The organism is Nereida sp. NH-UV-3, from assembly GCF_042939535.1.
GTDB lineage: Bacteria > Pseudomonadota > Alphaproteobacteria > Rhodobacterales > Rhodobacteraceae > Nereida > Nereida ignava.
Window position 1 is genome coordinate 1,899,366 of sequence record NZ_CP132157.1, and the last position, 13,531, is coordinate 1,912,896.

Annotated in this window: 15 protein-coding genes; 12 read left to right on the forward strand and 3 right to left on the reverse strand. The window is 53.2% G+C overall.

Annotated elements, in window-relative coordinates; genetic code table 11:
- Positions 1-151: 151 nt before the first annotated feature.
- The 12 genes from rpsM (at position 152) to NeNHUV3_RS09440 (ending at position 11,086) form a co-directional block, all read left to right on the forward strand.
- Complete coding sequence (gene rpsM / locus NeNHUV3_RS09385) at positions 152-520, forward strand: 30S ribosomal protein S13 (protein WP_048599028.1); 369 nt, start codon at positions 152-154, stop codon at positions 518-520.
- Between the two features lie 13 nt (positions 521-533).
- Complete coding sequence (rpsK, locus tag NeNHUV3_RS09390; RefSeq protein ID WP_048599027.1) at positions 534-923, forward strand: 30S ribosomal protein S11; 390 nt, start codon at positions 534-536, stop codon at positions 921-923.
- Between the two features lie 109 nt (positions 924-1,032).
- Positions 1,033-2,049, forward strand: a complete 1,017-nt coding sequence (locus NeNHUV3_RS09395) for a DNA-directed RNA polymerase subunit alpha (RefSeq protein WP_048599061.1) — start codon at positions 1,033-1,035, stop codon at positions 2,047-2,049.
- A 125-nt stretch (positions 2,050-2,174) separates the two neighbouring features.
- On the forward strand, positions 2,175-2,594 hold the full coding sequence (gene rplQ, locus NeNHUV3_RS09400; RefSeq protein ID WP_048599026.1) for a 50S ribosomal protein L17: 420 nt from the start codon (positions 2,175-2,177) through the stop codon (positions 2,592-2,594).
- A 136-nt stretch (positions 2,595-2,730) separates the two neighbouring features.
- Positions 2,731-4,038 (forward strand): replication-associated recombination protein A, encoded by a 1,308-nt coding sequence (locus NeNHUV3_RS09405; RefSeq protein ID WP_391481054.1) that lies wholly within the window; start codon positions 2,731-2,733, stop codon positions 4,036-4,038.
- A gap of 31 nt (positions 4,039-4,069) precedes the next feature.
- A complete protein-coding gene (locus NeNHUV3_RS09410) occupies positions 4,070-4,414 on the forward strand; it encodes a CrcB family protein (protein WP_048599024.1) in 345 nt (114 codons plus the stop codon).
- Entirely contained in the window at positions 4,411-5,460 is a 1,050-nt protein-coding gene (locus NeNHUV3_RS09415; protein ID WP_341247000.1) for an RluA family pseudouridine synthase, read from the forward strand. Before NeNHUV3_RS09410 ends, NeNHUV3_RS09415 begins: the two co-directional genes overlap by 4 nt.
- Complete coding sequence (locus tag NeNHUV3_RS09420; RefSeq protein ID WP_391481056.1) at positions 5,457-6,167, forward strand: ATP12 family chaperone protein; 711 nt, start codon at positions 5,457-5,459, stop codon at positions 6,165-6,167. The genes NeNHUV3_RS09415 and NeNHUV3_RS09420 overlap by 4 nt, the downstream gene beginning before the upstream one ends.
- Positions 6,168-6,384: 217 nt before the next feature.
- Positions 6,385-7,404, forward strand: a complete 1,020-nt coding sequence (locus tag NeNHUV3_RS09425) for an amino acid ABC transporter substrate-binding protein (protein ID WP_391481058.1) — start codon at positions 6,385-6,387, stop codon at positions 7,402-7,404.
- Positions 7,405-7,527: 123 nt separating this feature from the next.
- On the forward strand, positions 7,528-8,745 hold the full coding sequence (locus tag NeNHUV3_RS09430; protein ID WP_391481059.1) for an amino acid ABC transporter permease: 1,218 nt from the start codon (positions 7,528-7,530) through the stop codon (positions 8,743-8,745).
- A 1-nt stretch (position 8,746) separates the two neighbouring features.
- Positions 8,747-10,306, forward strand: a complete 1,560-nt coding sequence (locus NeNHUV3_RS09435) for an amino acid ABC transporter permease (protein WP_391481060.1) — start codon at positions 8,747-8,749, stop codon at positions 10,304-10,306.
- 12 nt (positions 10,307-10,318) lie between these two features.
- Positions 10,319-11,086 carry an amino acid ABC transporter ATP-binding protein gene (locus tag NeNHUV3_RS09440; RefSeq protein ID WP_048599018.1) on the forward strand — a complete coding sequence of 256 codons (768 nt, stop codon included), beginning with the start codon at positions 10,319-10,321 and terminating at the stop codon, positions 11,084-11,086.
- Between the two features lie 63 nt (positions 11,087-11,149).
- Here NeNHUV3_RS09440 and NeNHUV3_RS09445 read toward each other — a convergent pair whose 3' ends face one another.
- From NeNHUV3_RS09445 to argB, 3 genes are read right to left on the reverse strand one after another with little or no spacing between them, the layout of a single operon-like run.
- Complete coding sequence (locus NeNHUV3_RS09445; protein ID WP_391481062.1) at positions 11,150-11,776, reverse strand: ferredoxin; 627 nt, start codon at positions 11,774-11,776, stop codon at positions 11,150-11,152.
- Complete coding sequence (locus tag NeNHUV3_RS09450) at positions 11,773-12,567, reverse strand: sterol desaturase family protein (RefSeq protein WP_391481063.1); 795 nt, start codon at positions 12,565-12,567, stop codon at positions 11,773-11,775. Before NeNHUV3_RS09450 ends, NeNHUV3_RS09445 begins: the two co-directional genes overlap by 4 nt.
- A 54-nt stretch (positions 12,568-12,621) precedes the next feature.
- Positions 12,622-13,485 carry an acetylglutamate kinase gene (argB, locus tag NeNHUV3_RS09455; protein ID WP_048599015.1) on the reverse strand — a complete coding sequence of 288 codons (864 nt, stop codon included), beginning with the start codon at positions 13,483-13,485 and terminating at the stop codon, positions 12,622-12,624.
- Positions 13,486-13,531: the final 46 nt, after the last annotated feature.

Genomic DNA, 13,531 nt, shown 5'->3' on the forward strand with positions numbered 1-13,531 from the left:
CCCTAGCTAGCCCCATCTGCCCCGCTCTTCTGAGTCGGGGTAGTTGCGCTTTTGAGTGCTAAATACCTCGATATGACAAAGGACTTTCCGTCCGATGTTGTGAAAAAAGGGTCTGGAACTACGGATCCGCAACTGAAAAAGGAAGAGAACATTGGCTCGTATTGCCGGCGTTAACGTCCCGACGAATAAGCGCGTCGTGATTGCCCTCACTTATGTTACTGGCATTGGTAACACCTCTGCTTATGCGATTTGCGAAGCGTTGGGGATCGACCTCACGCGCCGCGTGAACGAACTTTCCGATGCGGAAATTTTGTCACTGCGTGAGCACATCGATGAAAACTACACCGTTGAAGGCGACCTGCGTCGTGAAACAACGATGAACATCAAGCGTCTGATGGACCTTGGTTGCTACCGTGGCCTACGTCACCGTCGTAACCTGCCTGTCCGTGGTCAGCGCACACACACTAACGCTCGTACTCGCAAAGGTCCTGCAAAGGCCATTGCTGGTAAGAAGAAATAAGGGGGACTGATCCATGGCTCGTGATAAGACCCGCACTAAGAAAAAAGAACGTAAGAATATCGCCGCTGGCGTTGCTCACGTAAACTCTTCTTTCAATAACACAAAAATCCTCATCTCAGACGTTCAAGGCAACGCCATTTCTTGGTCGTCAGCTGGCACAATGGGCTTCAAAGGCTCACGTAAGTCTACGCCATATGCGGCGCAGATGGCGGCTGAAGATGCTGGTAAAAAAGCGCAAGAGCACGGCGTGAAGACGCTGGAAGTCGAAGTGCAAGGCCCCGGTTCAGGCCGTGAATCTGCGCTGCGTGCTTTGGCTGCAGTTGGTTTCAACATCACATCTATCCGTGACGTGACGCCAATGGCGCACAACGGTTGCCGCCCACCAAAGCGTCGCCGCGTATAATACCTGAATATCCTTGGGGCCGCGTCTCGCACACGGCCCCATTTCGTCATTTTTAACCTCGAGAGCGCTCCTTTTAGGACATGGAAGGAACGCAAGAATGGAGGGACGCATGATCCATAAGAATTGGCAAGAACTGATCAAGCCACAGCAACTGGCTGTAAAGCCCGGCAACGATCCTGCACGTCAGGCAACTGTTGTAGCTGAACCGCTTGAGCGTGGTTTCGGTTTGACGTTGGGCAACGCCCTGCGCCGTATTTTGATGTCATCACTTCAGGGTGCTGCCATTACTGCGGTTCAAATCGATAATGTTCTGCACGAGTTTTCAAGCGTTGCTGGTGTACGTGAAGACGTCACCGACATCATCTTGAACCTTAAAGGCGTTGCGATCCGCATGGACGTAGAAGGCCCCAAGCGGGTTTCTATCCAAGCTAAGGGTCCAGGCGTTGTGACTGCTGCCGACATTTCCGAGTCTGCTGGTGTTGAAGTTTTGAACAAAGACCATGTGATCTGTCACCTTGACGATGGCGCGGACGTGTTCATGGAACTGACCGTCAACACGGGCAAAGGCTACGTTGCTGCGGACAAGAACAAACCAGAAGATGCGCCTATCGGCATGATGGCAATTGATGCGATCTACTCACCTGTCAAAAAGGTAAGCTATGACGTTCAGCCAACACGCGAAGGTCAGGTTCTGGATTATGACAAGCTGACACTTAAGCTTGAAACAGATGGTTCAATCACGCCAGACGATGCTGTTGCTTACGCGGCGCGCATTCTGCAGGACCAGTTGTCTATCTTTGTGAACTTTGATGAGCCTGAAAGCGCATCAGCTGCACAAGAAGATGATGGCCTTGAATTCAACCCACTGCTTCTCAAGAAAGTGGACGAGTTGGAATTGTCTGTTCGTTCAGCAAACTGCCTGAAGAACGACAACATTGTCTACATTGGTGATCTTATCCAGAAAACCGAAGCTGAAATGCTCCGCACGCCTAACTTTGGTCGTAAGTCTTTGAATGAAATCAAAGAAGTATTGTCAGGCATGGGCTTGCACCTCGGCATGGATGTTGAGGACTGGCCACCGGACAACATTGAAGATCTGGCTAAGAAGTTCGAAGACAACTTCTAAGTTGATATTACGCGGAGCGGGCCGATATATGGTCCGCTCTGCATACAGACTGGGCAATCCCGCCCCAATTTGAAGGGCTGACACGCATCAGACCCTCGCTACAAAGCATAATTAGGAGATAAGAAATGCGTCACGCAAAAGGTTACCGCCGCCTAAATCGCACACACGAGCACCGTAAGGCGCTGTTTGCAAACATGGCTGGCTCGCTCATCGAGCATGAGCAAATCAAAACAACACTGCCAAAGGCGAAAGAACTTCGTCGCGTTATCGAAAAGCTGGTAACATTGGGCAAAAAAGGCGACCTTCACTCACGTCGTCAGGCTGCAAGCCGTTTGAAGCAAGACGCATATGTTGCGAAATTGTTTGAAGTTCTCGGACCACGCTACAAAGACCGCCAAGGTGGTTACGTGCGTGTTCTGAAAGCTGGCTTCCGTTACGGTGACATGGCGCCGATGGCGATCATCGAGTTTGTTGATCGTGACCGCGATGCAAAAGGTGCAGCAGACCGTGCGCGCACCGAAGCGGCAGAAGCTGCTGCTGAGTAAGGCATCACGCCCTACATTTGAATTCGGGCCCCGTCGCAGAAATGCGGTGGGGCTTTTTTTTATTTCGACTAAGTCTTTTGAAAATGTCGACAATCAGCAGCTTCCCCTCGGCTCTTCATGGGCGTAGTTTCGACGTATGACTGATCTCTTCGCCACGTCTGAGCCTGAAGCCTCTGCCGGCACGCGTCCGCTGGCGGACCGGTTGCGTCCACAGTCGTTAGCAGACGTTATTGGTCAGCAGCACGTCCTTGGCGCTGAGGCGCCGCTTGGAGTAATGCTCGCGGCCGGCAGTTTGTCATCTTTGATTTTCTGGGGCCCTCCGGGTGTTGGCAAGACCACAATTGCGCGTCTACTGGCTCACGAGACTGACCTACACTTTGTGCAGATCAGTGCCATTTTCACGGGTGTGCCTGAGCTACGAAAAGTATTTGAAGCGGCTAAAATGCGCAGGGCCAACGGGCAGGGTACGCTTCTGTTTGTGGACGAGATTCACAGATTTAACAAAGCGCAGCAGGACGGGTTCTTGCCGCATATGGAAGATGGTACGATCTTACTGGTGGGGGCGACGACGGAGAACCCTAGCTTTGAATTGAACGCAGCCGTCATGTCGCGGGCGTCTGTGATGGTTCTTGAACGTTTGTCGACCGATGACTTAGAGCTGCTTGCGCAGCGCGCGGAGGCTGAGTTGGGGCGTGACTTGCCGCTTGATGGCGATGCGCGCCGTGCACTTCTTGAAATGGCAGATGGGGATGGTCGCGCCGCCCTCAACTTGATCGAACAAGTAGCAGCTTGGAAAGTTGCGTCGCCACTAGATGCAGCCCAGCTGAGTACCCGCTTGATGCGGCGTGCAGCGCAGTACGACAAAAGTGGCGATGCGCATTACAACCTAATCAGTGCGTTGCATAAATCGGTGCGCGGCTCGGACCCTGATGCGGCGCTTTATTGGTTCGCCCGTATGCTGGATGGCGGGGAAGACCCACGCTTTTTGGCGCGCCGCATAACACGGATGGCTGTGGAAGACATTGGCCTTGCAGACCCCCAAGCCCAAGCAGTGTGTTTACAGGCGTGGGAAACGTACGAGCGGCTTGGTAGCCCGGAGGGGGAGTTAGCACTTGCGCAGGCTCTGACCTATATCGCGCTGGCCCCTAAATCGAACGGTGTTTACGTGGCCTACAAAGCCGCGCGTGCCGCCGCCAAGGCAACTGGTTCAGCGCCTCCGCCTAAACATATTCTGAATGGTGCGACCAGTTTCATGAAGGACCAAGGCTACGGCAAGGGCTACGCCTATGACCATGATGCAGAAGATGGGTTTTCGGGGCAGAACTATTTCCCCGATGGCATGGAGCGCCCACAATTTTATCAGCCGGTTGAGCGCGGCTTTGAGCGGGACCTAAACCGCCGACTGGAATATTTCGCAAAGTTGCGGGCAAAGCGCGGCAGTTGACAAAAGCTTCGTTGGCGCGCAAACGCCCCCAATGTTTTCAACACTTATCTCTGTAGCGCTTGGCGGTGCTGTTGGCGCGTGTTTGCGCTTTGCGGTGGGGCTTTGGGTTGCGTTCCCAATGGGTACCTTGGCCGTGAACGTTGCGGGATCATTTGCAATCGGGGTTATTTGGCTCGCGCTTGATAAAGCGTGGCTTCCCTTTGTGATGACAGGTGTGTTGGGTGGGTTTACCACCTTTAGTGCGTTCTCCCTGGACACGCTAAGATTGATGGAAGAGGGCCGTATATTGTATGCTGGCGCCTACGTGGGAGCTTCGGTGCTTCTGTCCCTTTTGGCCTGTGGGGTTGGCCTTACACTTGCAAGGAGCCTGTCATGAGCGGCGTCCAACTATTGACCATTGAAGCGGATGAAGCGGACCAGCGGATTGATCGGTGGCTACGCCGCAGGTACCCGCATTTGGCTCAAGGCCGTATTGAGCGGATGTGCCGCAAAGGTGAGCTACGTCTTGATGGGGGTCGTGTGAAGTCTTCGAGCCGTGTGATGGCTGGTCAGACCGTGCGTGTACCGCCGATCCCTGATGAGGCTGAGCCGGTCGCTTATGTGCCTAAAGCCAAGATCAGTGCAGATGATGTGAAGATGATCCAGTCCTGTGTGATCTACCGCGATGATCACATTGTGGTTTTGAACAAACCTGCGGGCCTGCCTTCACAGGGGGGCAGCAAGCAGACCCGCCATGTGGATATGCTATCTGAAGCGTTGAAATTCGGTTTCGAAGAGAAGCCACGTTTGGTGCACCGTTTGGACAAAGACACCTCTGGTGTGTTGTTGTTGGCGCGTACCCGCGCTGCGGCGCAGGCCTTTACCGCCGCATTCCGTCACCGCGAAACCCGCAAGATTTATTGGGCCATTGTCGCGGGTGTTCCGCACCCCGGTATGGCGTCGGTCAAATACGGGCTGAAGAAGGCCACTGGTCATGGCGCCCGGGGCGAAGGCGAGCGGATGATTTGCGTTCACCCCGATGAAGTGCGCTTTGATGATGACGCAAAACGTGCGCACACTGATTATGCGGTGCTGTCGCGGCTGGCGTCTCGTGCGGCTTGGATGGCGCTGACGCCTGTCACAGGTCGGACCCACCAGTTGCGCGCGCACATGGCTGAGATCGGACACCCGATTGTTGGTGATGGTAAATACGGCGGCAGTAGTCAGGAAAACTTTGGGGATGGTTGGGGCGCACAGCTTGGTGGTGACATCAGCAAGAAATTGCACCTTCATGCGCGTTCACTGAACTTGTTGCATCCCATGACGGGCGCACAGCTGACGCTAACCGCGCCGCTGCCTGATCATATGGAACGTACTTGGCAAACTTTCGGTTGGTCGGCTTCTGATGTGCCAGCCAACCCGTTTGATGGGGATGAATTTTGAGCGAGTGGAAGAACAAACGTTTCTGGACGGACGTCGATGTCGCACCTGTTGATGCCGGGTTTGAGGTTCATCTTGATGGTCGGCAGGTCAAAACACCGCTGAAGAATGTGCTGTGCGTGCCGTCTCGGCCGTTGGCAGATGCCATTGCAGGTGAGTGGCGTGCGCAAAGTGATGAGATTGATCCGCTTTCCATGCCTGCGACCCGCTATGCGAATGCGGCCATTGAAAAGGTTACACCGCAAAAGTCCGATGTTGCGGACATGCTGGCAAGTTACGGTGAGACTGATCTGCTTTGTTACCGCGCGCTACAGCCTGATGAGTTGATTGCCCGTCAAGCAGCGGCATGGGACCCGATGCTCGATTGGGCGGATCAGACATTTTCAGCGCGGCTTAACACTGGCAACGGTGTCATGTTCGTAGAACAAGACCCGACTTCTTTGGCCAACCTTTCTGCTGCAGTGCACGCATTGAGCGTTTTTGAAGTAGCGGCTTTGCATGACCTTGTTTGTATCAGCGGCTCATTGGTTTTGGGACTTGCAGCGGCGCGCGACAGTCACCCGTTGGATGCGCTTTGGGCGTGGTCGAGAATCGATGAGGAATGGCAGATTGAGCAGTGGGGCCGCGATGAAGAGGCGGATGCACTCATGGAATCAAAGCGCCTTGCCTTTGAAAACGCGGCACAATTCTTTGCGTGGGTGAAAAATTAACCTGCACTGCTTGCTTCTTAGGCGTAACGCAGCGGCAACTTGGTTGTTTTTGCATGAATAGGGCCAGTTCGGGCATTCTTTCTCTTGACCTTCCCCCCCTATTTTGGCCAACTTTGTCCACTGCGGATGGGCGTTGTCCCGTTCTATCGGTAACCAGGCATATATTTGACTTGGATAAGCCGTCTCAACAGGGACGGAAAATCAGGAAGAGGTAATTATGAAAAAAACCGTATTTCTTGGCGCACTGACACTCTCAGGCTTGGCTGCAGTTGCAGCATCTGCCGGTACGTTGGATGACGTCAAAGCACGTGGCATTATGAACTGTGGTGTGACCACCGGCGTTCCAGGCTTTGCTGCTCCTAACTCAAGCGGCGAATGGGAAGGCTTTGACGTTGACGTATGTCGCGCGGTCGCAGCTGCTGTTTTGGGCGACCCGACTGCTGTTGAGTTCGTTCCAACAACAGGCAAAACACGCTTCACAGCGCTTGCTTCTGGCGAAATCGACATGTTGGCACGTAACACAACATGGACATTCAGCCGTGACGTAGACCTGAAGTTCGACTTCATTGGTGTGAACTACTACGACGGCCAAGGCTTCATGGTTCCAAAAGAGCTTGGCGTTTCTTCAGCCAAAGAGCTTGATGGCGCGACTGTATGTATCCAAACTGGTACAACAACAGAGCTGAACCTTGCTGACTACTTCCGCTCAAACAACATCAGCTATGAGCCCGTGCCAATCGAAACAGGCGCAGAAGCTGTACAACAGTACAACGCCGGCGCATGTGACGTGTACACAACTGACGCATCTGCATTGGCCGCTCAGCGCGCTAACTTCCCAGATCCATCTGCACACGTTGTTCTGCCCGAAATCGTATCAAAAGAGCCACTCGGCCCGCTGGTACGTCACGGCGACAACGAGTGGGGCGATATCGTTCGCTGGACACTCAACGCACTGATCTCAGCTGAAGAGCTGGGTGTGACATCTGTAAACGCAGCTAGCCTTGCAGCTGACGGTTCAAACAACCCAGAAATCAACCGTTTGCTCGGTGCCGAAGGCAACTTGGGTGAGCAACTTGGTCTGGATGCAGATTGGGCGAAGCGCGCACTTGAAGCCGTAGGCAACTACGGCGAGTCATTTGCACGTAACATCGGTGAAAGCACACCAATCGGCCTGGCACGTGGCTTGAACGCTTCGTACCTCGACGGTGGTCTGATCTACTCACCACCATTCCGCTAAACACATCCGGAAAAGGGCGTGGCGTTTGCTGCGCCCTTTTTCTATATGCCGACCACCTGACGTGCGGCGCTGGTCTTTTTTCAGTGGTAAGTGCGTGATCAGGAAAAGCAGGGAAATTACCTTATGAGCTCGACACCCGATACGCCGCAAGGCGGGTTCCGTTTGTCCATGTTGCTGAACGATACCCGGTATCGCTCGTATACCTTCCAATTTATTGCGCTTGTCGCGATCATCGCCGCAATGGCTTTCATCGGTGGCAACTTGGTGCGCAACCTTACGGCCGCCGGTCTGAATATCTCTTATGACTTCTTGGGTCAGCAGTCGGGATATGACATCAACCAGCGCCCTATCGAATATACATCCCAATCTACACATGGCCGTGCTGCACTTGTTGGCTTGCTGAATACGCTGATCGTTGCGTTCCTAGCTTGTGTGACGGCAACAATCATTGGTGTTGTGGCTGGTGTGCTGCGACTATCTCCTAACTGGCTCGTCCGTAAGATCATGAGCTTTTATGTTGAGATTTTCCGCAATGTGCCCGTTTTGATCTGGATTCTGATCATTTTCTCAATCCTCATTAATGCAACTCCCGCACCCCGCGCGTTTAAGGGTGCTGATCCGCAAGCATCTATGTGGCTGTGGAACAGTGTTGCCGTGACCAACCGTGGTGTGTTCATGCCAAGCCCCGTATGGAATGAAGGTTCCATGATGGTCATTGGCGTGTTTCTTGCGTCCATCTTGGGTATCTTTATGTTCCGTCGTTATGCTAAAGCGCAGCTTTTCAACCATGGACGTTTGATTTCTACTTTCTGGCCATCCGTTGGCCTATTCTTTGTCCCAGCTATTCTGGCGCAGATTGTTTTGGGAAATCCCATTGGTCTTGAGTACCCAGAGTTGAAGGGTTTCAACTTCAAAGGCGGCTTCACCATCCGCGGCTCTCTTATTGCGCTGTGGCTGGCCCTTGCGGTCTATACAGGTGCGTTTATCGCCGAGAACGTGCGCGCAGGTATTCTTGCAATCTCCAAGGGGCAAACCGAAGCGGCTGCTGCGTTGGGCTTACGGCCCAAGCGGATCATGAGCCTTGTTGTGCTGCCACAGGCACTGCGCGTAATTATTCCGCCGCTGATTTCGCAGTACCTCAACATCACCAAAAACTCGTCATTGGCGATCGCTGTTGGGTATATGGATTTGACCGGTACGCTGGGTGGGATCACCCTTTTGCAAACAGGACGCGCCATTGAGGCAGTGTTGCTGCTGATGCTGTTCTATCTTGTGATTTCGCTGTCGATCTCTTTCCTGATGAACATTTACAACAACTCTATGAAGTTGAAGGAGCGCTAAGATGAGCGATACAAACGCCCAATCTGTTGCCTTCGTTCGCAACTCTGAAATCCCCGCTTCACCGCCGCCTGCGGGCGAAACCGGACCTGTAAAGTGGATGCGTGAAAACCTGTTTTCTGGCTGGGTTAACTCAGTCATGACGGTCATCGCATTTCTGCTTATCGCCCGTTTCATCATGGGTGTGTTCCCATGGTTCTGGAATGGTGTTTGGGACGCCACAAGCATCAAGGATTGCCGTAACATTATGGCCGATGCGGGCACTGCAGGTTCTGCGTGCTTTGCCGTGTTGGTTGATCGTTGGGATCACCTACTCTTTGGGTTCAAATACCCCGCCACTGAATATTGGCGCCCTACTTTGGCGTTTGTCCTTTTGGTGGTTTGCGCAATGCCAGCGCTTTTCGCGATGTATTTGCCGCGTAAACTTTTGATTGCGACAGCGCTCTATCCTTTCGTTGCGTATTGGTTGATCTGGGGCGGCTCAGTTTGGGTGCCTGTGGTTATCCTTGGTCTATTGGCCGTAACCGCCGCGATTTATTTGTTCATTGAGGGCCTAAGCGTTTCGTTGCGCCAAGTCGTTGCAGGCATTGTTGGTGCGCTGTCAGGCATCGGCCTTGGCTATCTACTGTACCTTGGTGCGCAAGAGCTTTGGTTTATCTCTGGCAATGTAAGCGCAGGGGAAGGCATCGTTTCCACAGTGGCTGGGTTTGTCTTTATGATCGCCGCGATTTTCACCTACGCGTTCTTTATCCCGATGGGCATCTTTGTGGGTTATGCGATTTACAACAGCTATGAAGATGGTGGCTTGGTCACAATCGTTACCACATTGTTCAGTCTCTATGCGTTGATGGTTTACGGGCTGGGACCGATCTCAGCCGCGATCAATAGCGTTGTTCCGATCGAGCTTGAAGCAGTCGCGTCCCGCGATATGGGCGGCTACATGCTCTGCATGATCCTCGGCACGGTGTGCGTGTCCTTGTCCATTCCGCTGGGTGTTGTGCTGGCGCTTGGGCGTCAGTCGAACATGCCCCTTATCAAAGGTGTTTGCGTAGTATTCATCGAGTTCATTCGCGGCGTACCTTTGATCACGTTGCTGTTTGTGGCAAACGTTATGCTGGCGTATTTCTTCCCACCTGAAAGCTCGATCGACCTGATCCTGCGCGTGATCATCATGATCACAGCCTTCTCTGCGGCGTATATCGCCGAGGTGATCCGTGGTGGCTTGGCGGCGTTACCCAAGGGCCAATATGAGGCGGCAGATAGTCTTGGTTTGAACTACACCCAAGCGACACGTCTCATCATCTTGCCTCAGGCGTTGAAAATCTCAATCCCGGGCATCGTGAACGTGGCCGTTGGTTTGTTCAAAGACACCACACTTGTGTCGGTCATTTCAATGTTCGATATCGTCGGCATGATCCGTGGTCCGATCCAACAGTCAACAGACTGGATTTCGATCTACTGGGAAGTCTACCTCTTTGCTGCGGCAGTTTTCTTCGTCGTTTGCTACTCAATTTCGCAATACTCACAATGGCTGGAACGTCAGCTTCAAACTGGCCATCGTTAAGGAGCGCCTGATATGTCTCAAATTTCACAAATGAAGGTCTCTGACGAGGTCGCCATCGAAATCAATCAGATGAACAAGTGGTACGGCTCGTTTCACGTGCTGCGCGACATTGATCTGACTGTAAACCGTGGCGAACGTATCGTTATTTGTGGGCCGTCCGGTTCTGGTAAATCGACGCTGATCCGTTGCATCAACGCGCTTGAAGAGCACCAGAAAGGCACCATCACTGTTGATGGTACGTTGTTGTCTTCTGACTTGAAAAACATCGACACTATTCGCTCAGAAGTGGGCATGTGCTTTCAGCACTTCAACTTGTTCCCGCACCTGACAATTCTTGAGAACTGCACGTTGGCACCGATTTGGGTTCGCAAGACCCCAAAGAAAGAAGCCGAAGAGATTGCGATGCATTTCCTTGAAAAGGTGAAGATCCCAGAGCAAGCGGATAAATATCCCGGTCAGCTTTCTGGTGGTCAACAGCAACGTGTTGCAATCGCGCGTTCACTTTGCATGAAGCCACGTATCATGTTGTTTGACGAGCCGACCTCTGCGCTTGACCCTGAGATGATTGCCGAGGTTCTCGACACTATGATCGAGCTTGCGGAAGAAGGCATGACAATGCTCTGTGTGACCCACGAGATGGGTTTTGCGCGCAAAGTTGCAAACCGTGTGATCTTTATGGATGCAGGCCAGATCGTCGAGCAAAATGAGCCAGAGCAGTTCTTTGAGAACCCACAATCAGACCGTACCAAGTTGTTCCTCAGCCAAATTTTGGGCCACTAAGGTATCAGCACCATTGCGGTGAACTGATTAGAAAAGGGCGCTTTGAGGCGCCCTTTTTTGTGCCTAAACGAAGACGCTCATATGATAGGCGGATTGGGCCGCGGGGCGGTCAAAGCGCTGGCTGACCGGACATGCCCGTCTTACTGCGCACCCTTGTGTCATACAGTCAGTGCCCTCAGCGCTGTTCAGATAAGCCTTACATGCAGGTACATCGTAAGCGGTGTCCTGTCCCAATGCACCGACTGGACAGGCGGTCAGACAGGGTTTCTCGGCACAGGTTATGCAAGGAGACGGGGCGGATGGCGTAGGTACCAAGTAAGGCTGGGATAGCTTAATCGCACCGCGAATAGAGACCATCAATCCGGCTTTTTGGTGGACCATCATCCCAACAGGGCTCTGGAAGAATTGGTCACTCCCAAGCGCCCACTGGATGAATGGCGCGTACGGCGGACCATCAGATGGGTAAACCGTTGGCCGCCCATCAGCTAGGCGAGTAATGATGCGCTTGGACCATGTATCAACAGGGTCTGGCACGTTGTTTTTGTATTCTGGCGATTTGGTGAAAACATCCCAGAACGTTGCATCCGCCCCAATCAGAACGATGGTGCCATTGCCTTCGAGATCAGGGCATTCTGCCATAATGAAAAGGCCATGCGGCGCTGCCTCAGCACTTAGATGCGCAAGGTTCATCGACGGCGAAATGGTAGAGCAAGGCTCCAACCCAGCTGTGATGGCCGGTTGTCCTGCCATTCCAAGCCAATGTTCATATCGCTGTGCCCGTCTTTGGGTTGCGCGATGTAGGTTCCGAACAGCTGATCCCAAATCGACAGCGAAAACCCGTAATTACTGTCGTGTTCCGCACGGTCGGTCGAGTGATGAACGCGGTGCATGTCCGGTGTGACCAAAATTCTGCGCAGTATGCGGTCAACGGGCTGGGGGATGTTGATATTCGCATGGTTGAACATGGCACAGCCGTTCAGAATAATCTCGAAAATCACGATGGCTACGCCAGCAGGCCCCAATGCATAGACCAGCCCAACTTTCAGCAGCATTGAGAAGGCTATCTCAACGGGATGAAATCTAATGGCTGTCGTTACATCAAGGTCGCGGTCGGCGTGGTGAACCCTGTGAATACGCCACAAAAACGGGACCTTGTGTGTGATCAAATGCTGGGCCCAAATCGCGAAGTCGAAGATCAACAAGACAAGGACTAACTCAATTACAAAGGGCAAGCTTACCTGATTGAAAAGCCCCCAGCCCAAGCGCTCTGCATCGAACGCGGCGCCCACGGCAAGCAGGGGCAGGACGACAGAAAGCGCACGTAACGTCAGCGTATCCAGCAGGGTGATGCCCCAATTCGTCAGCCAGCGTTGTGGCTGTGATTGAACACGCTTACGGCGAGGAGCCCATGCCTCGACACTCGCGAAAATCGCGAACAGCCCGATAAAGATCGTTAGACGAATGAGTGCTTCATTTTCCATGCCGCAAAGGTGCCTCAGTGAATGGCGCGTGACAAGCCACGACTTTGTGAAGCGCTAGCGGCGGATGATTGAACCGGCACCGTGGTCTGTGAACAGTTCGAGCAAGCAAGCATTTGGCGCACGTCCGTCCAAGATTACCACCGCGCGCACGCCGCCTTCTATGGCCGCAAGGGCGGTCTCGGTTTTCGGGATCATACCGCCGGCAATCACGCCTTCTTTGGTAAGTTCCCGGATTTGATCGGCGGTGATGTCAGTCACGACCTCGCCGCTTGCGTCTTTCACGCCCGCCACATCCGTGAGCAATAATAAGCGGTCCGCCTTAAGCGCCGCAGCGATTGCACCTGCGGCTGTGTCACCGTTGATATTGAATGTTTCACCGTTGGCGCCAGCTCCAAGCGGAGCGATCACAGGAATTGTACCGGCCTCAAAAAGCGTGTGCAATACGCTTGTATCAATCTCTGACGGCGTTCCGACAAAGCCCAGATCAGGGTTTGTTTGCGTGCAGGTGATCAGCCCCGCGTCTTTACCTGACAGGCCGACGGCCTTGCCGCCTTGGGCGTTAATCGCTTGGACAATTTTCTTGTTTACACGGCCCGACAATACCATCTCGACCACTTCAACTGTGGCTTCGTCTGTAACGCGTTTGCCGTTCACAAAGTCCGACTGAATGCTCAGCTTATCGAGCATCTCGTTGATCATCGGTCCACCACCATGAACGATCACAGGGTTCACACCGACTTGCCGCAACAAAACGATATCGCGCGCAAAGCTTTCCATAGCCTCATCGCTGCCCATAGCGTGACCACCAAATTTGATCACTACAATCGCATCATCATAGCGTTGCAAGTAGGGCAGCGCTTTGCTGAGGGTGCTGGCGGTGGCGATCCAATCGCTTTTCATGGCGTTCTGCTTTTTCATGTCGGTGTCCTCTTGGCGCTTGTTCGTACTGGGGAACGTGATGCCT

Bases quoted from the DNA above. Each gene is read 5' to 3' on its own strand.
- rpsK (WP_048599027.1), top strand. From the start codon at position 534: ATGGCTCGTGATAAGACCCGCACTAAGAAAAAAGAACGTAAGAATATC.
- NeNHUV3_RS09395 (WP_048599061.1), top strand. From the start codon at position 1,033: ATGATCCATAAGAATTGGCAAGAACTGATCAAGCCACAGCAACTGGCT.
- rplQ (WP_048599026.1), top strand. From the start codon at position 2,175: ATGCGTCACGCAAAAGGTTACCGCCGCCTAAATCGCACACACGAGCAC.
- NeNHUV3_RS09405 (WP_391481054.1), top strand. From the start codon at position 2,731: ATGACTGATCTCTTCGCCACGTCTGAGCCTGAAGCCTCTGCCGGCACG.
- NeNHUV3_RS09410 (WP_048599024.1), top strand. From the start codon at position 4,070: ATGTTTTCAACACTTATCTCTGTAGCGCTTGGCGGTGCTGTTGGCGCG.
- NeNHUV3_RS09415 (WP_341247000.1), top strand. From the start codon at position 4,411: ATGAGCGGCGTCCAACTATTGACCATTGAAGCGGATGAAGCGGACCAG.
- NeNHUV3_RS09425 (WP_391481058.1), top strand. From the start codon at position 6,385: ATGAAAAAAACCGTATTTCTTGGCGCACTGACACTCTCAGGCTTGGCT.
- NeNHUV3_RS09430 (WP_391481059.1), top strand. From the start codon at position 7,528: ATGAGCTCGACACCCGATACGCCGCAAGGCGGGTTCCGTTTGTCCATG.
- NeNHUV3_RS09435 (WP_391481060.1), top strand. From the start codon at position 8,747: ATGAGCGATACAAACGCCCAATCTGTTGCCTTCGTTCGCAACTCTGAA.
- NeNHUV3_RS09440 (WP_048599018.1), top strand. From the start codon at position 10,319: ATGTCTCAAATTTCACAAATGAAGGTCTCTGACGAGGTCGCCATCGAA.
- NeNHUV3_RS09445 (WP_391481062.1), bottom strand. From the start codon at position 11,776: ATGAACCTTGCGCATCTAAGTGCTGAGGCAGCGCCGCATGGCCTTTTC.
- NeNHUV3_RS09450 (WP_391481063.1), bottom strand. From the start codon at position 12,567: ATGGAAAATGAAGCACTCATTCGTCTAACGATCTTTATCGGGCTGTTC.
- argB (WP_048599015.1), bottom strand. From the start codon at position 13,485: ATGAAAAAGCAGAACGCCATGAAAAGCGATTGGATCGCCACCGCCAGC.